Origin of the sequence: Polynucleobacter sp. Adler-ghost (genome assembly GCF_018688495.1) — a bacterium.
Taxonomy (GTDB): domain Bacteria; phylum Pseudomonadota; class Gammaproteobacteria; order Burkholderiales; family Burkholderiaceae; genus Polynucleobacter.
Map to the genome: position 1 here is coordinate 1,379,753 of NZ_CP061320.1, position 25,948 is coordinate 1,405,700.

A 25,948-nucleotide genomic window follows, 5' to 3' on the forward strand; every position below is an offset into this window, starting at 1 on the left:
TTTTTATGAATGCTTACCTTAAAGGCAAGAAAGTCTTGAGTAAGCTTTCTCAAAAGAAACCTTATTGAACACTCGCAAGCTGTATAGCTGCATGCGAGATCATCTTGCCCGAGCCGTTATAGGGTAGAGCTAAATATTGTGCAGCCATCATGTCAGAAAGCTCTTGCGCCAAGACTTCAGGCTGAGGCGAGGTATCAACAAACAAAACGCAGTGATTTTTTAATCTCAGCTCTTTAGCCGCTAACAGGGCATCACTGTGAGCCTCAGATCTACCGCCCACTCCCTTGAGATTCACGTTTGCTTTGCCGTCACTCAGGATGACAATGATGGGGGTTAAGCCTTTTCTCTTCAGCACTATAGCCATTTCATTTGCCGCTCTAAAGCCCGCTGCCAGAGGGGTGCCTCCACCGCCTGGGAGTGTCGCCAGGTTTCTTTTTGCCCTCACAAGTGATCGAGTCGGCGGCAGAATTAACTCCGCTTTAGAGCCTCTCATCGACAGCATGGCCACTTCATCACGACGAATATAGCATTGCGCCAGGAGCTGCTCCAAGGCCCCTTTTGCCTCAGCTAGGCGCTGTGTCGCAGAAGATCCTGATGCATCGACTAAAAAAATGGTGACCGTTCCCCGTCTTTTTAGATACTGTTTTATATGTAAATCTTCAGACCGAAAATCGATTTTATTTTTTCCGGAACTATATTGCTGTGAGCTGACCTGTCTCTCGCGCAAACGCTGCCAAGGAATCGCAGCTCGAATGCTCTTTAATACATCCAAGCGCCGGCCACCTCCTGGTTGACCCTTGCGTGAACTCATTGGTCTCCCACTGATAAAGCTATTTTGAGACTCGCCAGATTTTCCAGAAATATGCGATGCTGCATTAGTCGAACGAGCGCCTTGTTTAGACTGAGCCAGGAAATCCTTGGGGACAGATGCCTTAGCCGCAGCAACTACGATATCTTCCAGCTCTTCCTGAGATGGTGGCTGGGGATTGGATTGCTGATCTTCAAGCTCTTGATTGTTGTCTACATCCTCTTCAGGACGATTACTTTCTGGATTCTGAGAATGACTCTCTTCATCTTTGGGGTTTTCTCCATCATCTTGATTTGGCTGCTCTGCCTCTGGTGGTGCATGTAGTATTTTGGAAAAGGTATAGACCAAGCGCGCTGCATCAACGACCTCATCTTGGCCAACCTCCTGTAAACCGCGCAATGCTGCCAATGTCTTAGCAGTCTCCACTGCAAATTGGTTGGCCCTAAAAGAGCCAATACCAATCTTGAGGGCTGATTTAGTCAATACCTCGATGAAATCAATACTACAAACTACTCGGGGTAATAATGTTTTGGCGCTCTGAATGTCATCCGCATGAATCGCTAAATTTTGTTTCATGTCAGCGAGAGAAAATTGATCGAGATAGACTTCAAAAGCAAGTCTATCCATCATCCTAGGGCTAAACCTATCGCCCGCAGCTTCTGATTCATCTAGGGCGATTACTCCAAATTCAGAACCCTGCAAATTGCCGCTATCCAATGCTTGCGAGATTAACGCTAGCACCTGAGTATCCATGCGCTCAGCCATTGATAACAATAAGAAGTTGCCTTGAGCCTTCTCTAAAAGTCCTTGACTAAGTGCTAAGGAACCTTGATTGAGAGTAGCTTCAATATCTAAGGAGCCCATTAATTGCTCTGCCACTAGGTTGGCAGGCGCCTTGATTAAGCGAGCTGTCGGGGCACAGAGATCTGAGAAATAACTAAGCCATGCCTCTCTCACCGGACCAAACTGACCCTTGAGGCAGATACCCTTAAGCCCCCGAGGATTAATCGCTACTAGTGCAGCAACTATATTTGCATCAAACCACGCTACTTGATCTGAATTCACTTCGATGTATCGGCAAAGAATTCTTGCATTGCACGTTCAATGCGCACATTAGAGCTGCTGTCATCTAGTGGATTACGGCGTAGACGATGGCCTAGTGCAATAGGAGCAATTTTCTTTAAGTGCTCTAAGTTTGCTTTTTTCTTGCCCTCGAATGCGGCAAGTGCCCTTACCGCCCTCAACACAGTCAGCTCACCTCTTAAGCCATCTGTACCCAAGTGTGCGCAAAGCTTGGTTGCTAGCTCCAGAAGGCTGTCATCAACCTCAACTTTATCCAGCATTTTTTTGGACTTACTAATTTTTTTCTTAAGCTCTAACTCTTCTGCTTGGCATTGAGCAATAAATTGTGCGGGATCACGCTCAAACTCATCACGTTTTTTAATAATCGATACCCGCTCTTTAAAGTCTGCAGGGGTTCGCACTTCAATTGATAATCCAAAACGATCTAGCATCTGGGGGCGAAGTTCGCCCTCTTCAGGGTTACCACTTCCAATCAAAACAAATCGTGCTGGGTGCCGAATACTCAAGCCCTCGCGCTCAATAATATTTTCTCCAGAGGCAGCAACATCAATGAGTAGATCCACCAAGTGGTCCTCGAGCAAGTTGACTTCATCAATATAAAGATAGCCACGGTTTGCTTTAGCCAGCAGACCCGGCTCAAATGACTTGATTCCTTGTGTCAGCGCTTTTTCAATATCTAAGGCGCCAACTACTCTATCTTCAGTTGCCCCCAAGGGGAGATCAACTACGGGTACGGGAATTAGCTGTGATGTGAGCTTTTGCCCGCTTGCTTTTTTAGCCAAGCAGTCTGTACAAAGATTAGTGGAGTCTGGATCACAGTGATAGTGGCAAGCAGCAACCGACTTCATTTCCGGGAGCAAGGAAGCTAAGGAGCGAATGGTAGTAGATTTTCCTGTACCGCGATCTCCAAAAATAAGTACTCCACCAATTGAAGGGTCGATCGTACAGAGTATGATGGCAAGCTTCATTTCAGCTTGTGAGACTATTGCTGTGAACGGAAAATTAAGGGCCATCGTTATTCCAGGGCAGTTTAGTATTGAGTTTTAATTTTACTTAGATTAGTGTAACTAAAAGTGTGCGGAACCTCTCAATATTTGAGGGTTTTCATATAGTTAGCATCAGAAATAAACGCGCTTAGCCTATTCCTGCAACTGAAAGCCTCATTTCTAGGGACTTATCCTCCCCATTACCGATACCCTAAAGTGCACCCAGCACAATGCATCAATAAAAGAACTCTCAATGCCTGAAAACGAAATGCCAGCTAGCAATAAGCTAAAAGCCTTAAAAACGCTTTTACCATTTATAAAACCCTATAAAAGACAGCTTTTATTAGCAGCAATTAGCTTAATTCTTGCCGCTGGGGCAACTCTAGTCATTCCGCTGTGCTTTAGAACCATCATTGACCAAGGCTTTAGTGAGGCAAGCCAAACCCAAATAAACCGCACTTTTATTAATTTATTTGGGGCGGCAGTCGTCTTGGCATTTGCTAGCTCTCTGCGCTATTACATCGTCTCATGGCTCGGAGAAAGAATCACTTGTGATATCCGAAAAAAAGTCTACTCCCATATCATTTCTCAAAGTCCTGAGTTTTTTGAAACCCAGCAAAGTGGTGAAATCCTGTCACGAATCAATAATGACACCACCATCATTCAAATCTTGCTAGGTACCAGCATTTCAATGGCATTAAGAAATCTATTTCTGTTGCTTGGCGGCATGGCGATGATGTTCATTACCAGTATTGAGCTATCCCTACTGATTTTATTAACTCTCTTACTTACGGTCATTCCCATCGTTTTGATGGGAAAGAAAGTTAGACAACTTTCTAGAAACTCTCAAGACAAAATCGCCCTGACGTCCGCAATCGCTGGAGAAAAGATTAATGCAATCTTTACGGTGCAATCTTTTGCAAATGAAGAAAAAGAAATTAAAGTCTTCAATGAATCAATTGAAAAATCATTTTTAGCGTCAAAAAATCGTAGTGCTGCACGTGGAAAACTGACTTTTGTTGCCATCCTTTTAGGATTTACTAGCATTATCTTAGTGCTATGGCTGGGCGCCTATGCCGTCAGCAATCAGGAGATATCTGGCGGTCAACTCACTCAGTTTTTTCTTTATGCGGTCATTGTCGCCGGTGCTATAGCGGCACTATCTGAAGTTCTCGGAGATACTCAAAGGGCGATGGGGGCGGGAGAGCGACTGCTAGAGCTTTTGAACTCTCAGTCCAAGGTGGTGAACCCATTAACACCCCATATCAGGACTCAGAGTGCAGATAAAGCCATTCATGTTCAGATCGAGAACCTCAGCTTTGCTTATTCATCAAACCCCAATCTCGTGCTCTCTGATATCAATCTGTCAATTAAGGCGGGTGAGAAAATTGCTCTAGTGGGCCCTTCAGGGTCTGGAAAAACAACCCTCTTTAAATTAATACAACGCTTCTATGATCCCCAATCGGGTTGCATCAAATTTGATCATGTTGATATTAAAGAATTTAAGTTAGCGGATTTGAGAAGATTAATTGGTGTTGTGCCACAGGACATCAGTATATTTTCTGAAAATGCACTTGAAAATATTCGCTATGGTAAAGAAGATGCGACTGATGATGAAGTACATGAGGCAGCTGTGCAAGCCGCTGTTGATGAATTCATTTCCAGGCTTCCAGAGCGCTATGAGTCCTTTTTGGGAGATCGAGGGGTCAGATTATCGGGAGGGCAAAAACAGCGTATAGCCATAGCCAGAGCGCTACTTAAAAATCCTCCATTACTACTTTTAGATGAAGCAACGAGTTCCTTAGATGCAGAATCAGAGAGGCTTGTCCAACAAGCTCTTGAAATTGCCATGAAAGGAAGAACTACTATTGTGATTGCGCATAGACTCTCTACCGTTAAACAGGCAGATCGAATTATTGTGATGGAACATGGTCGAATTATTGAGACTGGCAACCATGCAAGTTTGATAGCCCAATCAGGACTGTACTCACAGCTAGCAAAATTACAATTTACGGATTTGTAATATCAGAGCCCGATAGAGGGCTACTCTTTACGCTCAGAAATTGAGTTTAGATACAAACCAAACGCAAGCAGCGATCGTTGAGAAAATGCCTGTAAATATCAAGATGCCTGTAAGGTAAATATTTCTTGATTTATCGCGTATCAAGCTGATGCGTTTTTGATTCATTCTTATGCCCACAGGTTCTATTAGTTAATGCATATTAATGCATTTAGCTGAATGACGCAGGCGCCTAGATCACATCTCTGAAAAACTGCTCACTAATTCAGCTTCTTACCTTCGCCGCGTAAGGCCAATAGCAGAGGGTGCCCAACTGGAAAATTAACCTCATCTATGGCAGCACTCACCTCAGGTAAGCCCTTGAATAATTCTTTATCGCCTTGAAACACCATGGTCCACTTTTCAAAGTTTCTAGCGTCAATACTTTTCTTCTCTATCAATCGAATATTTTTATGGCGATCATCTTTTTGTATTTTTTCCCATAATGCATGAATCACATCCTCGGGACCCTCAATCACCTGACCAAATTGATTATTTTCGTAAATGAGTGCGCCAGTAATTTCTAATCTGAGATTTCTTAAATAGGAGTGATAGAGAAGCCGCATGAGACCTAAAAAGGACATTCCCTGAGCGGGCTCACTGACATAGGTTAATTCCATGAGTTTTGACATCACTCCATACTATGGAGGAATAATGATAGTTTCTGTAGGCATATACCCTAAAGTAGGTGCCCGAAAGATTTACATCTCCATTGCTGCCTTCGATTAATCCCGAACTGTGATCAGGATTTCATTACGGCGCATGAAGGGTATAGACCAAGGAGGGTTATACCGGGCAAATTGTGGGTTGCCAATTGACTGCCATTGCTTACTTTTGATCCAAGCTTCCAATGCATTTGTTTTTTCAAGGACTTTCGCTTCATTATAAAAACCAGAAAAGGTAATTGCCGCGCGTCTTTGTGCGGGTAACTCCCGAATACTCACCAATGGATTTAATGGCTTGGGTAGTGTCGCCATAGTGTACTCAGAGGGCATTACAAATGAGAATACCCATTGACTCACACCTTTCGCAGAATCCTTGCTAGCCTCAATACCTACTGGCACGGTCATCGCAATCTTAGTGCTTTGTGCTGTTTCAATCGCTACTGGAGCAGTCATGGATATTTTTTCACTAACTTGGTTCTGACCAAAAATGAAAGCTGCTATCAGACGAAATCCTTGACTGGAGGCTGTATCTAAATCACCCTCCACTTTGACCTCGGCAATCAACTGAGGAGCATAAGAACGAAGTTCAAAAGGTTCTGATTTTTCAATAATAGAAAATCGAGGTTCTTCAGTGGCCATTACAGTACTCGCAATCAATATGCTGGTCAGGAATACTAAGAGTCGGGAGATGGAAATGTTCATGATTAATTACTTACCAAGCTGAGTGAATAGTAAACCCCGATGCATCATATTGAATGTGGGCTTGCGCACCTACTGGCAAAGTAAGCTTCTCGGCTTGATGCCCAAACGGTAAGCCGGTTAATACCGGAATATTTTTTGGAAGACGCTGATTAATCGCCTCAATGGCAGTTTCTAGCTCATAGCCACGATCATTATCATAAAGACGATAGGCCGAGAATCCACCCAAGAGAATGGCACTTTGATTGGCTAATATGCCTGCATCCAATAATTGCATCAACATCCGCTCAATTCGATAAGGATGTTCATTCACATCCTCTAGAAATAAAATCCCACCTTGAGTTTGCTGCTGATTTGGCAAGTAAGGCGTGCCAACTAAACCTGCCAACACGGTTAAATTTCCACCCCATAGCATTCCGGATGCTTGGCCTGAGGCAGGATTTCTTAAGAAGGGTTGCGCAGCCCGGATAGTGCAATCCAATTTACGCTCTGTAATTGCTTTCTGAAAATGCGCCCACATAAATGCATTCGGTGTAACGCCATCACCCTGCTCGCCTTGACAAGCAAAATCAAAATTGAGCATGGGACCGGCCAAAGTAATTGAGCCAGTTTGAGCCAACAAGCCCAACTGAAAAACTGTGAAATCACTGTGTCCACAAATTTGTATGCCACTCTTAATAGCTTTACTAATCGCACTCCACTCAATCCCTGGGAGGAGGCGATGCAATCCATAGCCGCCGCGCATAGCTACAACGACACTATCTGGAGAAAGTGTGGCGATTTGATTGATTTCAGCTAAACGCTCAGCATCCGATCCAGCAAAACGTTGTTCGACTCGGCTTACACAGGTGGAATTGAGAACTTCAATACCCTGCTTCTGAAGCCACTCGATTCCAGCTAATGGGCTGCGTACATCAAGGCTTGCTCCAGAAGGGGCAATTAAATGAATTGACTTCAACGCCGCTCCTTAAAAAAATTGCGCAGTATTTGCCCGCACTCTTCGTTCATGATGCCACCTTCAACCTGGGTCTGGTGATTAATCCGCTTTTCCGAGAATACATTAAGCACACTGCCTGCAGCACCAGTTTTAGGATCCGCAGCACCAAATACCACGCGCTCAACCCTGGCATGCAGCATCGCTCCAGCACACATGGTGCAGGGTTCTAGCGTGACATAAAGAGTTGTGCCAGGCAGACGATAGTTTGATTCAATTTGAGCTGCGGCACGCAATGTCATCATCTCGGCGTGGGCGCTAGGATCGCTACTACTAATCGGCCGATTAAAGCCTGTTGAGATTACTTGACCATCTCGAACTAATACAGCACCTACAGGTACCTCACCAGCTGCCGCAGCGAGCTTAGCTTGATCCAAAGCTTGCTGCATAAATTGACGATCAAGCTCTGCTTGCATATTACTTTTTATGAGTGAGAAACATCAGCCCAACAATTGGGGGTTTCATAAAGACGAATAGATGCTAGCTTAAGACGGCCATCAAAGGCTTTTTCAAAAACTGGCTGCAATACTCTAAAGGCTGCGCTGGCTAAGTTCTCAACTGTGGGGACATGTTCCATCACCACCGTCTTGTGGTTAGGAATGGAATTTAAATAATTTACTAATCCGGCATCTTCTTTAGCTACCAGAAACGCATGATCCCAAGGCTCTACTACATATTGATTGGTAAGGCGCTTGATATCCCCAAAGTCCAAGACCATGCCATCATCCGCTTTACCAGGATGATCTGCAATCACCCCTGTTAGCGTGACTTCAATTGCATAGCGATGACCATGCAGGTGACGACACTGTCCATCGTGATTCGGAATGCGATGACCTGAATCAAACTCAAGTCGACGGGTGATGGAAATAGCTTCTTGCTTTGCAGTCATGTTATGTTTTCTAAGTACTTAAAAATTACTTGATCCGACTCTTATCGGATACCAATGATCTTATGGGTTTGAACACTCAAACGCCACAAGGGGCGCTTCTGACAGAGGCGAACTGCCAATGCGAGGTTTTCTTGGAGATGTGGACCATCCATCGCTTGCAAGAAACGGTTGCGATAATCCATCTTCTCAAACCGAGCTAATAAGGTTTCAATAGAAGTGTGTCCAGCTTGAGGTATTACCAACTTCATTTCATCAGCCTGCAACACAATTAGTTCAGAACCGGCTTTAGGACTGACACATACCCAATCAACCCCCTTAGGCACCTTGATTGTTCCATTCGTCTCAATGGCAATGGCAAAGCCCTTGGTATGCAAAGCATCGATCAAGGCAGCATCTAGTTGCAGTAGAGGCTCGCCACCCGTAAAGACGACGTAGCGTTGCTGTGGTCCTGCAGAAGTACTGCTCCATACTTCTTCAATGGTATCAGCCAATAGAGAGGCAGTTTCAAACTTTCCGCCACCAGCGCCATCACTTCCAACAAAGTCGGTATCGCAAAATTGGCAAACCGCAGTAGCACGATCTTCTTCGCGACCGCTCCACAGATTGCAGCCAGAAAATCGGCAAAATACAGCCGCACGACCAGCGTGGGCGCCCTCACCCTGAAGGGTTGGAAAGAGTTCTTTTACGGTATACATAGCTATGCCTCGATTTTAAGCGCTTTGCTTACTTCCAGGACACAAGCTCCCACTCTAAGTAATCTTCCCAAAGGGCACCCGCCCACGACATGCCACCCCATAAGTATTGTCCAGAGCTTCGTCTAATGACCCAGCGACCGATTTCTGGCGAAAGCCAGACGTCTTCTTGGCGATAATTAGCCACTCGTGAGAAGTCATTGCTAGTGAAATAAGGCGCCTCACTTTGATACTTCAAGACCGGAAATTGCCCTGCAGGAGTGCTGACACCCTCCCACCCTACTGCACTTATATTCAAGCCCCAGTAGTAATCATTGTCTGGATAAGCAAGCACCTGATAACGATTACGATAAAACCCAGACCATCCTGGAGCCAGTTGCTCAGGCCACAAAGGGATGGGCTGTAAAAACCGTTGAGGAGGATTCCAATGGGGATCTTGAACAATGTAGCCCCAAGGTTGCTGGATCTCATCCGGGAGCGGCCCAGCCTTCAGTCCACTGCGCTCAATCCGAACCTGAGGTCCAACCGAAACCACTTTCTCGGTAACGATATCCACTAGCTCTTGGTTAAACACATTGCGTACGTTATAGACCCACTGCTGACCAACTTGTGGCGACCTCACCTGAGGAGGGTTGATCGGTTGCGGTAAGGGTGTTGAAACTGGATAGGGCTGAGACGCAATACATGCCACCAGCAATGCTGGTGACAGCAGCACAACTAATCTACGTACGACACTTATTTGTAAGAGCTTAATTGCCATTGATAACTACCCTCTAAAATCACTGGACCAATCTGCCCTTGAATTTGATAAGAACCAGATGCCTCACGCGCAACCCAGCGGCCAATCTGGGGAGCAAACCAAACCGTTTCCTTACGGATGCAATCAACCTTGTTTGGATCTTCACTCTCATAACTAATCAGGGTCTGAAAACGTAGTGCCACAAACTCTCCGGCAGGAACAGTAATTTTTTCCCAGCCCTGAACGGACATATATTCTTGCCAATTCATTCTTAAGTCTGAATAGCCAGCAATGCTGTATTTAGTATTGAACTGCTTAGCCCAGGTAGGGGATAGTTGCTCAGGCCAAAGCGGCAAGGAAGGACTGAAGTTGAGTAAACGTGACCACTGCGTATCGGTAGTAACCATTCCCCATGATGTTTGGATTTCACTGGGTAAGCGAGCGCCATCAGCCGTAGACCGGTCAATCACAATAGTTGAGCCAATATTAGCAACACGCTCAGTAATGACATCTAGCGTTTTGCCATCAAAAATATTTTTCTTAATATAGGTCCACTCCTGCCCCACTTGCGGAGGACGCACAACGGGCAGTGGTTTTGGTTGAGCAACTGGAATCCCATGCTCATAAGACAGGCTTCCACAAGCTACAGGAGCTAGAGCGGCTGATACGATGAAAGATCGGCGAGATAAATTCATATTCTTACCCAAAATAATTAGACTTAACAACTACAGAAGTAATGCAGAAAATAAAGTTTATACATGCTTCAAAGCTTTTGCTATTTTATTGCGCCCCACCGAGGTCTTTGGGATATCAGGCATATCAAACCACCGATGGGTTTCTTCCTCAAAGCCTACGCCATGCATAAAGTTGTATATCGCCTTTTTGAGGCCAATACCAAGATGATCGTGATCTACACCTGTGGGGTCGATAAAGGCAACATCATTTTTCGCAAAACTAATGGGCGGTAATGGGATGAGTTTGATGCCATAGGCTGCCGGATCAACACCTACTGGGGAATGGGCCGTACAAGTAAATCGATGAAAAAAGCCACTCTGAATACAGCCATTCTCGAAAAGCTGACGAACATACTCAAGAGAGTCAACAGTTTCTTGAACAGTTTGCGTTGGGAAACCATACATCAAATAAGCGTGCACCAAGATACCCGCGTCTGAAAATCCTTTTGTCACCTGGGCCACCTGCTCCACAGAAACGCCTTTTTTCATCAGATCAAGAAGTCTGTCAGAAGCCACTTCCAAGCCGCCAGACATCGCGATACAACCGCTCTGAGCTAATAATTCAGACAGCTCTGGAGTAAAGGTTTTTTCGAAACGAATATTACCCCACCAAGAAATTACCACCTTGCGCCGAATTAATTCTTCAGCAAGTGCTTTTAAGATCTTCGGTGGCGCAGCTTCATCTACAAAATGAAATCCTGTTTGACCAGTCTCCGCAACAATCGCTTCGATACGATCTACCAATAAACTGGCTGAAGCAGTTTCATAACGAGAAATGTAATCTAGACTGACATCACAAAAGCTGCATTTTTTCCAATAGCAGCCATGTGCAACAGTGAGCTTATTCCAGCGCCCATCACTCCAGAGGCGATGCATGGGGTTGAGCATATCCAACAAGGATAAATAAGAATTGAGAGGCAGACCATCCCACGTGGCAGTGCCTACCTCTTCAAAAGGTATATCAGGCTCTTGCCAGTTGATGTAACGCACTTCATTACCAGTAGTTCGGATAAAGGTACGAACCAATCTTTCCGCAGAGCGCTTGCCATTTAAATGTTCTAGCAATGCAAGCAAAGGTCGCTCACCAGAATCTAAAGTGATGTAGTCGACAAAATCAAATAGGCGTGAATCGGTGAGCTCACGTAACTCGGTATTCACATAGCCGCCCCCAAGACCAATTTGGATGCTGGGGTGATGTTGTTTGATGGTTTGAGCAATACGTAGTGCAGCATACATTGCCCCAGGAAACGGTACCGACAATAGCACTAAAGTTGGCTGATGTTTTTCTATGGAGGACTTTGTTAGATCCTGTAAATGCAAATCCATTAATGTGGGGCTTGCCGTCAAGGCATCTGCCAGCGGTGTAAAAGTAGGCTGACTACCTGCCAAGGATTCCGCATAGCGAACAAATTCAAAGCGCTCGTCCACCGCATCACGTAGAACGTCAGATAAATCGTTGAGATAAAGAGTAGCCAAATGACGTGCTCGATCCTGGGAACCTAGCGCACCAAAGGCCCATGCCAATGAATCCCCACCCTCTTCTTCCTCATAAGAATCTAAGGATGCAAAGCGTGGGCCTTCAGGTAACAAAGTACGACTATTAATGCGGTGGGCAAGCGTACTATCTCTTCCTTGCAAAAATGCAATAGCTATAGCAATGGTGCTTTGGTAATCTGCAAAATAATCCAGAAAGAAGTTAACACTGGCACTACGATTTTCTTCAGAGAGCATCAAGGCTTGGCCTTTAATCTCTAGTAAGCCCTGGGGAGTAAAGAAACCAAGAACCAAGGCCAAAGCTAAATCTTCTTGAGCCGCCTCAAAACCACGTGAACGTAAAAATCCCGTGAGATAAGCAGTTGATGGATACGGCGTATTGAGCTGCGTCATTGGCGGAATGAGGCTCAGAATTTTCATGCTGCTTGCGTCCGCTTATCACCAAGGGATTCCAGCAACTCTAATTCTTCTGCAGTAAAGCCAGCCTGCTCACGCGCTTCAAAATTAAACGGCCCCCTCAAAGTGGGTGCACGGTATTTATCGGCCAATTCTCGATAAGTCGTAATCGGAGATAAATTCTCATTAGCGCACAAGAAGTTAAACCAGCGATTGCCAACGAGCACATGGCTGATTTCATCATGAAGAATAATTTCCAAAATCTCAACAGCACGTTCATCTTGAATTTGCTTAAACCGATCCCGAATCTCTGGAACTGCATCAAGACCTCTTGCCTCCATGGTTCTGGGAACTAATGCCATACGAGCAATAACTGAATCTGAAGTTCTCTCTACCATCTCCCACAGACTATTATGGGCTGGAAAATCACCATAGCCAAATCCAAAAGACTGTAAATGGGCATTGATCAAACTGAAGTGATATGACTCTTCCTTAGCTACCTTTAACCAGTCCTCGTAGTAGGTCTTAGGCATATTTGGAAAACGCCAAATCGCATCTAGAGCGAGATTCATGGCATTAAATTCAATGTGTGCCAGAGAGTGCCAAAGAATGGCTCTACCCTCAACTGTATCCATTTTTCTTTTAGGAACAAACTTCGGCGCTATTAAATCTGGCTTATTGGGACGACCAGGCAGATGCAGATTCTGACTATCGAAGTTAACAGAAAGATTAATCGCAACACGCTGAGTCAAGTGATCATTGAACAAGCCAAATAGCTGGGCAACTTTAGATTGCGGGTCAGTATTTGCCAGTATTGCTAAGGCGGTTTCTCGTAACTCAAGCATGGGTATGGGTCGGACTTAACAAGGCCTATTGAAGAGCTAAGCCAAATCTACTAGTTTGAGCCCTATCCCAGTACTGAACGTACTCTTGAGGTACATCTTTTTGCGAAGAAGCATCAGCACCTGGCAATAGCGCTCCAGCTGTTAGGGTTGGTAGCTGAGATGCCAATGAGGTTATCTTGCCTGAACCATCTCTGCATAATAGATAATCAGGCGTAATTTGATTAGGATGCATGAGACCTGCAGAGCCAATTAAATCCGCCAAAGATGCAACAGTGTTCTGATGGAATGCAAATACTCGCTCAGCCTTATCAGGAACTACCAATGCTCTTTGACGACCCAAGTCCTGAGTTGCAACACCTGTAGGGCACTTGTCCGTATGACATGTTCGTGACTGAATGCAGCCTAATGCGAACATAAATCCTCTTGCAGAATTGCACCAATCGGCCCCCAATGCAATGGCTCGAATGATGTCATAGCCAGAAATAATTTTTCCCGAGGCCCCGATCGCAATCTCCTTGCGTTTATTAATTCCGACTAAGGTGTTATGTACCAATCTAAGGCCATCACGAAGCGGCATCCCCACATGATCTGTAAATTCAACAGGGGCGGCACCAGTACCACCCTCGCTGCCATCGACCACTATGAAGTCAGGACTAATGCCTGTCTCTAGCATCGCCTTAGCAATACCAAAGAACTCCCAGGGCTGGCCTACACATAATTTGAAGCCAACAGGCTTCCCACCACTCAACTTACGTAAGCGCGCAATAAATTTCATGAGCTCCAATGGAGATGAAAATTCAGCATGATGGGCTGGAGAGATGCAATCCTCACCGATGGGTACGCCTCTAGTAGCAGCAATTTCAGCAGTGACTTTAGCGCCAGGCAGGACCCCGCCATGACCAGGCTTAGCGCCCTGTGATAGCTTAATTTCTACCATCTTGATTTGCGGATCAACTACTTGAGCAGCAAATTTTTCCTCCGAAAATCGACCATCTGCAGTACGACAGCCAAAATATCCAGATCCAATTTCCCAAATAATATCGCCACCGAACTCGCGATGATATGAAGAGATTGAGCCTTCACCAGTATCGTGAGCAAATCCACCAAGCTTTGCACCTCTATTAAGTGCGCGAATTGCATTTGGTGAAAGTGACCCAAAACTCATCGCAGAAATATTAAATATGGACAAAGAGTACGGCTGAAGACAACTTGGGCCACCAACTTGAATACGAAACTGACTTGGGTCAGGATGGCATGGGGAATTTGAGTGTCCTAACCATTCACCTTCAGAACCATACATTGACTTGATTGAACCAAATCCCCGCTTATCGTTATCCTTTTTGGAGCGGCTATAAACCATGGCCCTTTGATTTCTGGAAAAAGGAATTTTTTCCTCATCATCTTCTAAGAAATATTGGCGTATTTCGGGGCGGATATATTCAAGTAAGAATCGAAAATGTCCTATCAAAGGGTAATTTCGCAATACTGAATGATGCTTTTGAATTGAATCTTTTAGACCAATCAAAAATAATACCAAGAAAAATATAGCTAAATATGGGCTATATGAAAAAGAAAGGGGAGCAAGTATGCCGGTTGAGAGCCAAAAAAAATATCTTGAATAATGCATTTGTAGACCTCCTGCCCAAGATTTTGATAACCAGTATTGAAAAATAGATGCCTATTTAAATCTACAGCAAGAAGTACAGAAGCGATAACTTGATTGCGATTCTATTCCCACTCAATAGTTGCCGGCGGTTTTCCACTGATATCGTAGACCACACGATTAATGCCGCGCACTTCATTGATGATGCGATTGGATACTTTACCAAGTAGATCATGAGGCAAGTGAGCCCAGTGCGCAGTCATGAAGTCTTGTGTTTGGACTGCTCTAAGCGCAACAACGTATTCATAGGTTCTGCCGTCACCCATGACACCCACTGATTTCACAGGCAAGAAGACGGCAAAGGCTTGGCTGGTGAGGTCATACCAAGATTTTTGACTCGCTTCATCAATCGTATTACGCAGCTCTTCAATGAAAATAGCGTCAGCACGTTGCAAGAGGCTGGCGAATTCTGCTTTCACTTCACCTAAGATACGCACACCAAGACCAGGTCCTGGGAATGGATGGCGATATACCATCTCGCGAGGCAAAGCTAATGCAACACCAAGTTCACGCACCTCATCTTTAAACAATTCACGTAATGGCTCAAGTAACTTGAGGTGCATATCTTCAGGCAAACCACCCACATTATGGTGGCTCTTAATCGTATGCGCGCCCTTCTTACCCTTACCAGCAGACTCAATCACGTCTGGGTAAATCGTTCCTTGAGCAAGCCACTTGGCATTTTTAATCTTGCCAGACTCAGTTTGGAAAATCTCTACGAATTCTTTACCGATGATCTTGCGCTTGGCCTCAGGATCTGCAACACCTGCGAGTTCAGACATAAACTTTTGTTTGGCGTCCACTCGAATTACCTTAACGCCAAGGTTTCGAGCAAACATTTCCATCACCATATCGCCTTCGTTCAAACGAAGTAGGCCATGATCAACAAACACACAAGTGAGTTGCTCACCAATGGCGCGATGTATTAAAGCTGCTGCCACACTAGAGTCAACGCCCCCGGATAAACCGAGAATCACTTCTTCATCACCAACTTGCTTACGAATATGCTCAACCGCTTCACTAATGTAGTCGCCCATGACCCAATCTGGTTTGCATTGGCAAATCTCATGCACAAAGCGACTTAAGATGGCTTCGCCTTGCAATGTATGCGTTACTTCAGGATGGAATTGGAAAGCATAAAAACGACGCTCTTCATCAGCCATACCAGCAATAGGGCAGGAGTCAGTTGAAGCCATGAGTTTAAAAGATGGTGGCATTGTTGTTACAGAGTCACCATGACTCATCCATACCTTCAGAATGCCGTGGCCGTCACTAGTAGAAAAGTCCTGGATACCTTTTAATAAATTGGTATGGCCATGAGCACGTACTTCTGAATAACCAAACTCACGGGCCTTACCCAAAGACTCAGCAGAAGCCACGGCGCCACCCAATTGGGTTGCCATGGTTTGCATGCCGTAGCAAATACCTAGAACGGGAACGCCTAATTCAAAAACGATTTGGGGTGCACGAGGACTACCGTCTTCTGTTACAGAGCTTGGCCCACCTGAAAGAATGATGCCTTTACCACCCTGCTCTTGAATGAACTTACGAATAAATTCTGGATCGCAATCGTAGGGATGAATCTCAGAATAGACGCGCGCATCACGCACACGTCGGGCAATCAATTGGGTAACTTGTGAACCAAAGTCGAGAATCAGTATTTTGTCGTGCACGAAAGGATTACCTTAAATTCAAGCTGCTGTTACTTCTTAATCAATATGGTAATTCGGCGCTTCCTTGGTGATCTTCACATCATGAACATGTGACTCACGAACACCCGCTGAAGTGATCTCCACAAAATTCGCTTTCTCGTGAAGCTCATCAATGGTCTTGCATCCAAGATAGCCCATTGAAGAACGAATACCACCAGTCAGTTGATGCAAGATGGCAAGGACGCTACCTTTGTAAGGTACTTGCCCTTCAATACCTTCCGGTACTAGCTTCTCCGCATTCGCAGCACTGATATCGCTTTGGAAATAACGATCTGCAGAGCCATCCGCCATCGCGCCCAAAGAGCCCATGCCGCGATAGCTTTTGTATGAACGACCTTGATAGAGAAACACTTCGCCAGGAGCTTCTTCAGTACCAGCAAACATACCACCCATCATGACTGAGCTTGCTCCAGCAGCCAAGGCTTTTGCAACGTCACCTGAGTAACGCACACCACCATCAGCAATGAGAGGAATGCCTGTACCTTTGAGGGCAGCAGCCACATTGACGATGGCGCTAATCTGAGGCACACCAACACCTGCAACAATCCGGGTAGTGCAAATAGAGCCAGGACCAATGCCGACCTTCACGCCATCAGCGCCGTGGTCAGCCAATGCTTTAGCAGCATCACCCGTGGCAATGTTTCCACCAATCACTTGTACGTGAGGGTAATTTTTCTTAACCCACTTCACGCGATCTAGAACGCCTTGGCTATGTCCGTGTGCGGTATCCACCACAATCACATCGACGCCCGCACGAACTAAGAGCTCAATACGCTCATCATTATCAGGACCAACACCGACTGCAGCGCCAACGCGCAATTTACCTTCGCTATCTTTACAGGCATTTGGATGCTCAGTCGCCTTCAAGATATCTTTAACGGTAATCAGACCACGTAATTCAAACTTGTCGTTAACTACCAGTACGCGCTCTAAACGATGCTGACTCATCAAGCGCTTCGCCTCCTCTAGAGAGCAACCTTCTTTGACTGTGATTAAGCGCTCACGGGGAGTCATCTTGGATTTCACTGGCGCATCTAAGTCTTCTTCAAAACGCAAATCGCGGTTGGTAATAATGCCCACTACTTCTTTGCCCGTCAGCACTGGGAATCCGGAGAAACCATGCTCACGAGAGAGTTGAATAACTTGGCGTAGAGTGGCATTTGGATCCACCGTAATAGGATCACGCAAAATACCGGATTCGTAACGCTTCACCTTAGCCACTTCCCTAGCCTGTTCAGCAGGCTTGAGATTTTTATGGACAATGCCAATACCACCTTCGCTAGCCATGGCAATTGCCAAGCGGCCTTCAGTGACGGTATCCATTGCGGCAGACACCAACGGTGTATTGAGTGAAATTTCTCGAGTTAACTTACTTGCCAAGCTGGCATCTCGAGGGAGTACCGATGAATAAGCCGGTACGAGGAGCACATCGTCAAAAGTGAGTGCTTTTTGAATGAGTCGCATGCAAAACCCCTAGTCGCAAAAACCGATTATAGCCTCCTAGCCTTTCTTTTAGCTGCGGCAGCCTGGAATTTGGCATCTTGATTCTGATTGGCCTTCTTGCGACGGACAGCCTTAGGGTCAACTAGGAGCGCAGAATATAGCTCTAGGCGATCACCCTCATAAATAGGGCTGTCCCAATCCTTACGCTTGCCAAAGACGCCAAAACAGCCTTTTCTTGCCAAGATGGGATCATTTGGGCCTTGAGCAATTCCGGCTCTCAAAAGGGCAAGCCCTACAGTAGGAGCCTCGGAAGGCAATAAGTGCAGTGTGAAAGGGTTTAAACGAGGCTCACCTAAGCGGGCATCGCAAATCAGAATCTCAATAGACTGACTAGCCATAGAGGTCTTCAGCTCGTTTGACGAAGCAATCCACAAAGGTGCCTGCAATATGTCCGAAGACCGGGCCAATGATCTTATCTAGGATGACGCTCTTGAACTCCCAGTGAAGTTTAAATTCCACCTTGCAGGCATCTTCCTTGAGGGGAATGAAGTTCCACTGCCCAGAAAAATGCTTGAATGGGCCATCCACAAAGACCATATCAATACTTTCAGGGCGACGATTGCTATTGCGAGTATGAAAATACTGATTAATACCCTTGAAGTGGATATTGATTTTGGCGTCCAAAATAGTCTCGGATTGCTCAAAAATTTCTACGCCACCGCACCAGGGCAAGAACTCTGGGTAGCGGGCAACATCAGTTACCAAACCATACATGCGGTCCGCGGATTGGCCAATTAAAACGGTCTTGTTGACGTCTGCCATAATCGATCTTGAGAAGCTAAATAAATATGAGTATCGTCGATAACAAAAAAGCCTTCTTCGATTATTTTATCGAGGAACGGTTTGAGGCAGGGCTGGTTCTGGAAGGCTGGGAAGTAAAAGCTATCCGCGCCGGTCGCGTGCACATCAAAGAAGCGTATGTTGTCATCCGTCGGGCGGAGCTGTTCCTGATCGGTTGCCATATCACCCCCCTGCTATCAGCTTCCACTCATATAGTTCCAGATAGCACCCGAACCCGCAAACTCCTCCTCAATGCAATTGAGATTAAAAAACTCATCGGCAAAGTGGAGCAAAAAGGCTATACCCTTGTTCCATTGAACCTGCATTTCTCCAAAGGGAATGTGAAGTGTGAGATTGGATTGGCCCGCGGCAAGAAGCAGCATGACAAACGCGCTGCCACCAAAGAGCGTGAATGGGAAGTCCAAAAGGGTCGAATTGCTCGAGGCGACCTCAACGCCTAATTTCTTGCACCAATAAAGTGCATTGAAGCACCAAGCTGCCCCATCCCTCTACACGAGGCCAATCTAAAGGCATTAGTTTGTAAGTATGAAATTGCCTTTTGATGAAATGCTCGACGCCAGCGGAAAAGCGCGCCCCCATTACCAAGTTTTCCACCATTGGCTCAAGCAACAAAGCGATACCCTCATGGGTCTTAAGCGCGCCGAAGCTGACCTCATCTTCCGACGTGTTGGCATTACCTTTGCAGTCTATGGAGATGATCTTGGATCTGAGAGGACCATTCCCTTTGATCAAGTTCCCCGTATCTTTACTGCCAAAGAATGGGCGCAGCTAGAGGCTGGCTTACGTCAACGGGTTAAAGCACTCAATCGCTTTATCTACGACGTCTATCACGAAGAAGACATTATTAAAGCAGGCATTATTCCCGCTGAGCAAATTTATAACAACGCGCAATACCGACCAGAGATGCGCAACGTGAATGTGCCACGGGATATTTATGCCCAGATCGCCGGAATTGATATCGTGCGGGCTGGAGAGGGCGAGTTCTACGTCTTGGAAGATAACTTGCGTGTTCCGTCCGGCGTCTCTTATATGGTTGAAGATCGCAAAATGATGATGCGACTCTTCCCCGACCTATTTCAACAATATCGTGTTGCACCTGTTGAGCACTATCCCGATTTTTTATTGGAATGTTTAAAGTCAGTAAAACCTGATGATGTCAAAAAGCCTAACGTCGTAGTGCTCACTCCGGGCATGTACAACTCTGCCTATTTTGAGCACAGCTACCTAGCCCAGCAGATGGGTGTTGAATTGGTTGAGGGCAAGGACTTGTTTGTGAAGAATGAGCAAGTCTTTATGCGCACTACCCAAGGCCCTGAGCGGGTAGACGTTATTTACCGCCGCGTTGATGATGACTTCTTGGACCCCCTGGCATTTAGGTCCGACTCGACTTTAGGTGTTGCAGGACTACTTTCTGCACATCGCGCGGGCAATGTGACCTTGGCAAATGCCATTGGCACTGGTATTGCTGATGACAAATCCATCTATCCTTATGTACCCGACATGATTGAGTTCTATTTGGGTGAGAAACCGATTCTCAATAACGTGCCGACTTTCCAATGCCGCAAGCCAGATGACCTTGCTTACACCTTAGCGAATTTAGATAAGTTGGTTGTGAAGTTGACGCATGGTGCTGGTGGTTATGGCATGTTAGTGGGGCCGGCGTCGAGCAAAGCAGAGATAGAAGAATTCCGAAAGCATCTGATTGCCAATCCAGATAAATACATTGCCCAACCAACACTTGCACTATCCACTTGTCCAACCTTCGTAGAGTCTGGTGTCGCGCCCCGCCATATTGATTTGCGCCCATTTGTTTTATCGGGCAAAACTATCAAGATGGTGCCAGGCGGACTTACTCGAGTGGCGCTCAAAGAAGGCTCTTTAGTCGTGAATTCATCACAAGGTGGCGGCACTAAGGACACCTGGGTACTCGAAGAATAAAATGGATAAGTCAATATGCTAAGTCGTACCGCTGATTGCCTTTACTGGATGGCTCGCTACACAGAACGCGCAGAAAATACTGCTCGAATGTTAGATGTCAATCACCAAACCTCCCTCCTCCCACAGCCTGCAGAGTTTTTAGAGCAAAGCTGGAAAAAGCTCCTCACGATTTCTAAGCTGGAAACATTATTCCTAGAGAAATACGATGTAGTTACTCGTGAGAATGTCTTGGATTTTATGATTTATGAAACCAGCAATCCATCTAGCATCGTATCTTGCCTATTTGCTGCTCGTGAGAATGCGCGCGTCATTCGGGGGAAGATTACTTCCGAAGCATGGGAAACCCAAAATACTACTTGGCTGGAATTGCAACGCATTCTGGAATCCCGCAATCAAACTGATCCAAGTAGATTGCTGGAATGGGTCAAACACCGCTGCCATCTATTTAGAGGCGTGATGCATGGGACTATGCTCAAGAATGAAGCCTTCTACTTTATGAATGTTGGCACATTACTAGAGAGGGCCGATAACACCGCTCGTATTTTAGAAACTAAATACGAAGGTCAAGTGGCCCTGAAAGCATTAGGTAAAGTCAAGGAGGGTAAAGAAGGCAAGTCAGTTGATGAGACTGATGGCAATTTCTTTGATTTCTATCACTGGGCCGCCCTACTACGCTCAGTCTCTGCTTTTGAGATCTATCGGCAGATTTACTCTGATCAAGTAAGCCCCAAGAAAGTTGCACAACTCTTAATTTTTAATAAGCAAATGCCACGCTCACTAGTATGCTGCGTTAATGAGCTCATTCCTTTGATTGCAGAAATGAAAAATCAACAATCCAAAGAAATTGAACGCCTGCTAGGCAAGCTCAAGGCAAGCTTAGACTATTCCGATATTGATGAAGTTTTTTCTCAAGGGCTAGAAGAGTTCATTAAAGAGTTCTTGGAACGCATCAACCACATTGCTGATGAATTCAGTAATGCCTATCTCATACCATTAGCTGTAGCTTAAAGATCGCCATGCATCTGAAGATTCGCCATCGAACCGAATACCGCTATGAAACACCTGTTCGCTATTCCATTCAAGAGTTGCGTCTAACACCCTCCGATGTAGCAGGTCAAGCCATTGAAAAGTGGAAAGTCAGCACCCCTATTAAGGCAAGTAGCTCACTCGATGCATTTGGAAACGTTTATAGCGTTTTCGTTCAAGAAAGCGCATACACCTCCATGATGATTGAGGCAGAAGGTGAAGTCATGACGCAAGATGCTTTTGAGTTCCTAGATGCCCCCAAGGCAGTTTCGCCCTACCACCTCCTACAGCAAACCAATCTCACTGAGCCTACCGCAGCAATGCTGGAGTATTTCTCATCATCGCTGCCCAAGAAGAACGCTGTTGATGAGGTATTGGAATTGGCTGCGGCAGTGCAAGAGACAATTCTTTATTTTCCAGGACAAACGAATTTTGCAACCACCGCTGCTCAATCATTTGCTATGAAATCCGGTGTTTGCCAAGATCATGCACACATCATGCTCGGCTTGTGTCGTGCCTCTGGCATTCCAGCGCGCTATGTCAGCGGCTACTTCTTTGCAGAAGATTCGCCCAATCTGGCAAGCCATGCCTGGATAGATTTTTGCGCTGATCTTACTAAGGGACTCTGGTTGAGCATTGACATCACCAATGCCTGCTTTACTGATGCGCGTCATGTACGCCTGGCGATTGGTAGAGATTATTACTCAGCAGCTCCAGTAAAAGGAGTTCGCTCTGGTGGAGGTGGTGAAGAGTTAAGCGCCAGTATCTCAATTACCCAGCTGAATTAAAGAAGCTCCTGATCAAGTCAAGTAAGAGATAATTCAAAGAAATCATTAAAGGGACTGCAGGATGACGTATTGCGTTGGACTTTGCCTCAAAGATGGCCTGGTGTTTTTATCCGATACCCGCACTAATGCGGGTGTTGATCAAATCGGCACCTTCAGAAAGATGTCCTTATTCCAAAAGGATAAAGACCGCTTTTTTACGCTAATGAGTGCTGGCAATCTCGCCATTACGCAAGCTGTTAAAGAGATTCTCTTGCAAGGCCAGCTTCTCAATGGGAAGAATTTATGGAATGTGGAAAGCACACACGATGCAGCAGTGGTCATTGGTGATGCCATCAAACAGGTTTATGACAGAGACCATCAAGCACTAGAAAAAGCAGGTATTGATTTCAACTGCAATCTCATCTTTGGTGGGCAGATTAAAGGTGAACGTCCAAGACTGTTTAATATTTATTCAGCTGGTAACTTTATTGAAGCTACGCCTGAAACATGCTACTTCCAGATTGGAGAATCCAAATACGGCAAACCCATCTTAGATAGGGTTATTACCTTTGATACACCGCTCAACTTAGCCACCAAGTGCGCCCTGATTTCTATGGATTCCACGCTCAACAGTAATATCTCTGTTGGCCTACCACTAGATCTCATGGTTTACGAAAAGAACTCCTTGCAAGCCAGTAAGCTGGTCACTATGGATGAGTCAAACCCCTACTTCCAAATGATCCACCAGTTGTGGGGCGAAAAATTACGGGCCGCATTTAACTCGATTGCAGAGCCTAGTTGGTCTGGAGCTACTCCCTCGCGCTCGATTGCATCACCTGCTAAGAAAATGGGTGCAGTACCCATTCATCGCAGCATTAAGGCCCCTAAGAAAATAGTTAAAGCCAGTCCAAAGAAAAGAATGACTGCAAAAGCGAAGCGCTAGTTCGCTTAGCCGCTCCAAAACAAAATGCCTAGATTTGGATCTAGGCATTTTTTACATCTTACTAGTGATTAGCAATGCAAAGTTAAGCTTCTTTCTTACCCAACATTTCCCAGGTAGCTACTACGCTATCTGGATTGAGAGAGATCGAAGTAATGCCCTTAGCAACCAACCAACGGGCAAAGTCTGGGTGGTCTGAAGGGCCTTGACCACAAATGCCAACGTATTTGTTTTGCTTACGGCAGGCATCAATAGAGCGAGCAATCATGAACTCCACCGCAGGGTCGCGCTCATCAAAGTCAATTGCCAGCAATTCCATACCGGAATCACGATCTAAGCCCAAAGTTAACTGAGTCATATCGTTTGAACCGATTGAGAATCCATCGAAATGCTCGAGGAATTGATCCGCTAAGATTGCATTAGAAGGAATCTCGCACATCATGATCAGGCGCAGACCATTCTCACCACGCTTGAGGCCTAACTTTGCCATCATGTCGATGACGCGCTCAGCCTGCTTAATGGTGCGAACAAAGGGCACCATGATCTCAACGTTATCTAGACCCATATCCTCACGAACACGCTTCATTGCGGCGCACTCTAAAGCAAAGGCTTCACCAAAATCTGCTGATACGTAGCGGGATGCGCCACGGAAACCGAGCATTGGATTCTCTTCGTCCGGCTCATAGCGTGAACCGCCAATGAGCTTCTTATATTCATTTGACTTAAAGTCGGACAAACGCACGATCACGGGTTTTGGATAAAAAGCAGCAGCAATCGTTGCTACACCCTCAACCAATTTATCTTCATAAAACTGACGCGGACTTGCATAGCCACGAGCAACACTCTCGACTGCGCGCTTCAGATCAGGGTCAATGTTTGGATACTCCAAGACAGCACGTGGGTGCACACCAATGTAGTTATTGATGATGAACTCGAGGCGGGCCAAACCAACACCGGCATTTGGGATTTGGCAGAAGTCAAAGGCCAACTGAGGATTACCGATATTCATAGTGATCTTGACTGGGATCTCTGGCAATACGCCACGAGAAACTTCAGTCACTTCAGTTTCAATCAAGCCATCATAAATATGGCCTTCGTCACCTTCTGCGCAAGATACAGTGACCATCATGCCGTCTTGCAAATGCTCAGTCGCGTCACCACAACCTACTACCGCAGGAACACCTAACTCGCGAGCAATAATCGCTGCGTGACAAGTACGGCCACCACGATTAGTGACGATCGCAGAAGCGCGCTTCATCACTGGCTCCCAATTAGGATCAGTCATATCAGCAACTAATACATCGCCTGGCTGCACACGATCCATCTCGCTTGGGTCGCGAATAATACGAACCGGGCCTGCGCCAATCTTTTGACCAATCGCACGGCCCTTAGCTAACACTTTTGAGCTACCTTTTAACTTGTAGCGCATTTCTACTTGACCTGCAGCCTGACTCTTCACCGTCTCTGGGCGTGCCTGCAGAATATAAATACGGCCATCTTGACCATCCTTACCCCACTCGATGTCCATTGGACGGCCATAGTGCTTTTCAATAATGACTGCGTATTTTGCTAATTCAGTAATGTCAGCATCTTCCAATGAAAAACGATTACGCTTCTCTGGAGCAACATCCACAGTCATTACCTTCTCAGCAGAGCCTGCTGGGGCAAATTGCATTTGAATCAGCTTCGAACCTAAAGAGCGACGAATAATCGCCTTCTTATCTTTTGCCAAAGTAGTTTTGAATACATAAAACTCATCTGGGTTCACTGCACCCTGCACAACTGTCTCGCCCAAGCCATAGCTCGAAGTGATAAACACCACATCTTCAAAACCAGACTCCGTGTCCAAAGTAAACATCACGCCTGCAGCACCCAAGTCAGAGCGCACCATCCGCTGTATGCCAGCAGATAGCGCTACTTCAGCGTGGGCAAAGCCCTTGTGAACGCGGTAAGAAATCGCACGGTCGTTATATAAAGAGGCAAATACTTCACGAATCTTCTTGAGAACATCATCAATACCTTCAACGTTCAAGAAAGTTTCTTGCTGCCCTGCAAATGAAGCATCAGGCAAATCTTCTACTGTAGCAGAAGAACGTACGGCAAATGAGCCTTTGCCAGAATCGTCTAACTTCTTAAAAGCAGTGCGAATCTCCTCGTCAAGGCGTGGCTGAAATGGGGCGGTCTCAATCCAGCCGCGGATTTCTTTTCCAGCCTCGGCTAGAGCACGAACATCATCAATATTAAGATTTTCCAAACGCTTTTGAATACGCTCGGTCAAGTTGTTGTGTTCTAAGAAATCACGAAACGCTAATGAGGTAGTTGCAAACCCAGTAGGCACACGCACACCCGTGGAGGACAACTGAGAAATCATTTCACCAAGTGAGGCATTTTTACCGCCGACTGACTCAACATCCGTCATCCGGAGTTGCTCAAAAGGCAAAACATAGGCATTTGCTACATCGTTACTTTGTTGCTGTTGGTTGGACATAAAATACTCTCTAAAGATAAGGAAACT

24 protein-coding genes are annotated in these 25,948 nt (G+C 45.7%); 6 read left to right on the forward strand and 18 right to left on the reverse strand.

The features are described from left to right. Positions 1-61: 61 nt before the first annotated feature. Both ICV89_RS07220 and bchI read right to left on the reverse strand, forming a co-directional pair. On the reverse strand, positions 62-1,873 hold the full coding sequence (locus ICV89_RS07220) for a VWA domain-containing protein (RefSeq protein ID WP_215307771.1): 1,812 nt from the start codon (positions 1,871-1,873) through the stop codon (positions 62-64). After that, complete coding sequence (gene bchI, locus ICV89_RS07225) at positions 1,870-2,904, reverse strand: magnesium chelatase ATPase subunit I (RefSeq protein ID WP_215307773.1); 1,035 nt, start codon at positions 2,902-2,904, stop codon at positions 1,870-1,872. Before bchI ends, ICV89_RS07220 begins: the two co-directional genes overlap by 4 nt. Before the next feature lie 226 nt (positions 2,905-3,130). Here bchI and ICV89_RS07230 point away from each other — a divergent pair, with 226 nt between their 5' ends. Continuing rightward, on the forward strand, positions 3,131-4,900 hold the full coding sequence (locus ICV89_RS07230) for an ABC transporter transmembrane domain-containing protein (RefSeq protein ID WP_215307775.1): 1,770 nt from the start codon (positions 3,131-3,133) through the stop codon (positions 4,898-4,900). Positions 4,901-5,157: 257 nt separating this feature from the next. On the opposite strand, the gene ICV89_RS07235 is transcribed toward ICV89_RS07230, so the two are convergent. The 15 genes from ICV89_RS07235 to ICV89_RS07305 all read right to left on the reverse strand — a co-directional run bounded on the left by ICV89_RS07235 (position 5,158) and on the right by ICV89_RS07305 (position 18,723). Then, on the reverse strand, positions 5,158-5,568 hold the full coding sequence (locus ICV89_RS07235; protein ID WP_215307777.1) for a BLUF domain-containing protein: 411 nt from the start codon (positions 5,566-5,568) through the stop codon (positions 5,158-5,160). 93 nt (positions 5,569-5,661) lie between these two features. Beyond that, complete coding sequence (locus ICV89_RS07240) at positions 5,662-6,303, reverse strand: heme-binding protein (protein WP_251370808.1); 642 nt, start codon at positions 6,301-6,303, stop codon at positions 5,662-5,664. Between the two features lie 10 nt (positions 6,304-6,313). After that, a complete protein-coding gene (locus ICV89_RS07245; RefSeq protein WP_215307779.1) occupies positions 6,314-7,258 on the reverse strand; it encodes an LD-carboxypeptidase in 945 nt (314 codons plus the stop codon). Then, positions 7,255-7,710: a tRNA adenosine(34) deaminase TadA gene (tadA, locus tag ICV89_RS07250; protein ID WP_215307781.1), complete on the reverse strand. Its 456-nt coding sequence runs from the start codon at positions 7,708-7,710 to the stop codon at positions 7,255-7,257. Before tadA ends, ICV89_RS07245 begins: the two co-directional genes overlap by 4 nt. A gap of 8 nt (positions 7,711-7,718) precedes the next feature. Further along, a complete protein-coding gene (gene queD / locus ICV89_RS07255; protein WP_215307783.1) occupies positions 7,719-8,183 on the reverse strand; it encodes a 6-carboxytetrahydropterin synthase QueD in 465 nt (154 codons plus the stop codon). Positions 8,184-8,224: 41 nt separating this feature from the next. Further along, positions 8,225-8,878: a 7-carboxy-7-deazaguanine synthase gene (gene queE, locus ICV89_RS07260; RefSeq protein WP_215307785.1), complete on the reverse strand. Its 654-nt coding sequence runs from the start codon at positions 8,876-8,878 to the stop codon at positions 8,225-8,227. 28 nt (positions 8,879-8,906) lie between these two features. Beyond that, positions 8,907-9,635, reverse strand: a complete 729-nt coding sequence (locus ICV89_RS07265; protein WP_215307787.1) for a hypothetical protein — start codon at positions 9,633-9,635, stop codon at positions 8,907-8,909. Continuing rightward, positions 9,611-10,309 carry a hypothetical protein gene (locus ICV89_RS07270; protein ID WP_215307789.1) on the reverse strand — a complete coding sequence of 233 codons (699 nt, stop codon included), beginning with the start codon at positions 10,307-10,309 and terminating at the stop codon, positions 9,611-9,613. Before ICV89_RS07270 ends, ICV89_RS07265 begins: the two co-directional genes overlap by 25 nt. Positions 10,310-10,366: 57 nt before the next feature. Beyond that, complete coding sequence (locus tag ICV89_RS07275) at positions 10,367-12,262, reverse strand: radical SAM protein (protein ID WP_215307791.1); 1,896 nt, start codon at positions 12,260-12,262, stop codon at positions 10,367-10,369. Then, positions 12,259-13,083, reverse strand: a complete 825-nt coding sequence (locus ICV89_RS07280; RefSeq protein ID WP_215307793.1) for a ferritin-like domain-containing protein — start codon at positions 13,081-13,083, stop codon at positions 12,259-12,261. The genes ICV89_RS07275 and ICV89_RS07280 overlap by 4 nt, the downstream gene beginning before the upstream one ends. Positions 13,084-13,108: 25 nt before the next feature. Beyond that, positions 13,109-14,710 carry an FMN-binding glutamate synthase family protein gene (locus ICV89_RS07285; RefSeq protein WP_215307795.1) on the reverse strand — a complete coding sequence of 534 codons (1,602 nt, stop codon included), beginning with the start codon at positions 14,708-14,710 and terminating at the stop codon, positions 13,109-13,111. 101 nt (positions 14,711-14,811) lie between these two features. Next, positions 14,812-16,419, reverse strand: coding sequence for a glutamine-hydrolyzing GMP synthase (guaA, locus tag ICV89_RS07290; protein ID WP_215307797.1), 1,608 nt, complete (start codon positions 16,417-16,419; stop codon positions 14,812-14,814). 36 nt (positions 16,420-16,455) lie between these two features. Continuing rightward, the gene (gene guaB, locus ICV89_RS07295) at positions 16,456-17,922 is read right to left on the reverse strand and encodes an IMP dehydrogenase (RefSeq protein ID WP_215307799.1); all 1,467 of its coding nucleotides are present in this window, start codon (positions 17,920-17,922) and stop codon (positions 16,456-16,458) included. Between the two features lie 26 nt (positions 17,923-17,948). Beyond that, positions 17,949-18,299: an RnfH family protein gene (locus ICV89_RS07300; RefSeq protein WP_215307801.1), complete on the reverse strand. Its 351-nt coding sequence runs from the start codon at positions 18,297-18,299 to the stop codon at positions 17,949-17,951. Further along, positions 18,292-18,723 carry a type II toxin-antitoxin system RatA family toxin gene (locus ICV89_RS07305; RefSeq protein WP_215307802.1) on the reverse strand — a complete coding sequence of 144 codons (432 nt, stop codon included), beginning with the start codon at positions 18,721-18,723 and terminating at the stop codon, positions 18,292-18,294. Before ICV89_RS07305 ends, ICV89_RS07300 begins: the two co-directional genes overlap by 8 nt. 26 nt (positions 18,724-18,749) lie before the next feature. On the opposite strand from ICV89_RS07305, the gene smpB reads away from it, so the two are divergent. From smpB to ICV89_RS07330, 5 genes are all read left to right on the forward strand, one after another. Continuing rightward, positions 18,750-19,202 carry an SsrA-binding protein SmpB gene (smpB, locus tag ICV89_RS07310; protein WP_015421400.1) on the forward strand — a complete coding sequence of 151 codons (453 nt, stop codon included), beginning with the start codon at positions 18,750-18,752 and terminating at the stop codon, positions 19,200-19,202. A gap of 85 nt (positions 19,203-19,287) precedes the next feature. After that, positions 19,288-20,700, forward strand: a complete 1,413-nt coding sequence (locus ICV89_RS07315; RefSeq protein ID WP_215307804.1) for a circularly permuted type 2 ATP-grasp protein — start codon at positions 19,288-19,290, stop codon at positions 20,698-20,700. A 15-nt stretch (positions 20,701-20,715) separates the two neighbouring features. Next, positions 20,716-21,708 (forward strand): alpha-E domain-containing protein, encoded by a 993-nt coding sequence (locus ICV89_RS07320; RefSeq protein WP_215307806.1) that lies wholly within the window; start codon positions 20,716-20,718, stop codon positions 21,706-21,708. Between the two features lie 8 nt (positions 21,709-21,716). Then, positions 21,717-22,514 (forward strand): transglutaminase family protein, encoded by a 798-nt coding sequence (locus ICV89_RS07325; RefSeq protein ID WP_215307807.1) that lies wholly within the window; start codon positions 21,717-21,719, stop codon positions 22,512-22,514. A gap of 61 nt (positions 22,515-22,575) precedes the next feature. Then, a complete protein-coding gene (locus ICV89_RS07330; RefSeq protein WP_251370809.1) occupies positions 22,576-23,436 on the forward strand; it encodes a proteasome-type protease in 861 nt (286 codons plus the stop codon). 82 nt (positions 23,437-23,518) lie between these two features. Here the strand turns inward: ICV89_RS07330 and ppsA are convergent, their stop codons facing one another. Beyond that, entirely contained in the window at positions 23,519-25,921 is a 2,403-nt protein-coding gene (gene ppsA / locus ICV89_RS07335) for a phosphoenolpyruvate synthase (RefSeq protein WP_215307809.1), read from the reverse strand. Between the last annotated feature and the right edge of the window lie 27 nt (positions 25,922-25,948).

What these genes read in the sequence shown, in the direction of transcription:
- tadA (WP_215307781.1), bottom strand. Translation starts at nt 7,710, where the DNA reads ATGCAAGCAGAGCTTGATCGTCAATTTATGCAGCAAGCTTTGGATCAA.
- queE (WP_215307785.1), bottom strand. Translation starts at nt 8,878, where the DNA reads ATGTATACCGTAAAAGAACTCTTTCCAACCCTTCAGGGTGAGGGCGCC.
- queD (WP_215307783.1), bottom strand. Translation starts at nt 8,183, where the DNA reads ATGACTGCAAAGCAAGAAGCTATTTCCATCACCCGTCGACTTGAGTTT.
- ICV89_RS07265 (WP_215307787.1), bottom strand. Translation starts at nt 9,635, where the DNA reads ATGGCAATTAAGCTCTTACAAATAAGTGTCGTACGTAGATTAGTTGTG.
- bchI (WP_215307773.1), bottom strand. Translation starts at nt 2,904, where the DNA reads ATGGCCCTTAATTTTCCGTTCACAGCAATAGTCTCACAAGCTGAAATG.
- ICV89_RS07285 (WP_215307795.1), bottom strand. Translation starts at nt 14,710, where the DNA reads ATGCATTATTCAAGATATTTTTTTTGGCTCTCAACCGGCATACTTGCT.
- ICV89_RS07270 (WP_215307789.1), bottom strand. Translation starts at nt 10,309, where the DNA reads ATGAATTTATCTCGCCGATCTTTCATCGTATCAGCCGCTCTAGCTCCT.
- ICV89_RS07280 (WP_215307793.1), bottom strand. Translation starts at nt 13,083, where the DNA reads ATGCTTGAGTTACGAGAAACCGCCTTAGCAATACTGGCAAATACTGAC.
- ICV89_RS07300 (WP_215307801.1), bottom strand. Translation starts at nt 18,299, where the DNA reads ATGGCTAGTCAGTCTATTGAGATTCTGATTTGCGATGCCCGCTTAGGT.
- ICV89_RS07325 (WP_215307807.1), top strand. Translation starts at nt 21,717, where the DNA reads ATGCATCTGAAGATTCGCCATCGAACCGAATACCGCTATGAAACACCT.
- ICV89_RS07275 (WP_215307791.1), bottom strand. Translation starts at nt 12,262, where the DNA reads ATGAAAATTCTGAGCCTCATTCCGCCAATGACGCAGCTCAATACGCCG.
- ICV89_RS07320 (WP_215307806.1), top strand. Translation starts at nt 20,716, where the DNA reads ATGCTAAGTCGTACCGCTGATTGCCTTTACTGGATGGCTCGCTACACA.
- ICV89_RS07235 (WP_215307777.1), bottom strand. Translation starts at nt 5,568, where the DNA reads ATGTCAAAACTCATGGAATTAACCTATGTCAGTGAGCCCGCTCAGGGA.
- smpB (WP_015421400.1), top strand. Translation starts at nt 18,750, where the DNA reads ATGAGTATCGTCGATAACAAAAAAGCCTTCTTCGATTATTTTATCGAG.
- ICV89_RS07330 (WP_251370809.1), top strand. Translation starts at nt 22,576, where the DNA reads ATGACGTATTGCGTTGGACTTTGCCTCAAAGATGGCCTGGTGTTTTTA.
- ICV89_RS07240 (WP_251370808.1), bottom strand. Translation starts at nt 6,303, where the DNA reads ATGAACATTTCCATCTCCCGACTCTTAGTATTCCTGACCAGCATATTG.
- ppsA (WP_215307809.1), bottom strand. Translation starts at nt 25,921, where the DNA reads ATGTCCAACCAACAGCAACAAAGTAACGATGTAGCAAATGCCTATGTT.
- guaB (WP_215307799.1), bottom strand. Translation starts at nt 17,922, where the DNA reads ATGCGACTCATTCAAAAAGCACTCACTTTTGACGATGTGCTCCTCGTA.
- ICV89_RS07305 (WP_215307802.1), bottom strand. Translation starts at nt 18,723, where the DNA reads ATGGCAGACGTCAACAAGACCGTTTTAATTGGCCAATCCGCGGACCGC.
- ICV89_RS07230 (WP_215307775.1), top strand. Translation starts at nt 3,131, where the DNA reads ATGCCTGAAAACGAAATGCCAGCTAGCAATAAGCTAAAAGCCTTAAAA.
- ICV89_RS07315 (WP_215307804.1), top strand. Translation starts at nt 19,288, where the DNA reads ATGAAATTGCCTTTTGATGAAATGCTCGACGCCAGCGGAAAAGCGCGC.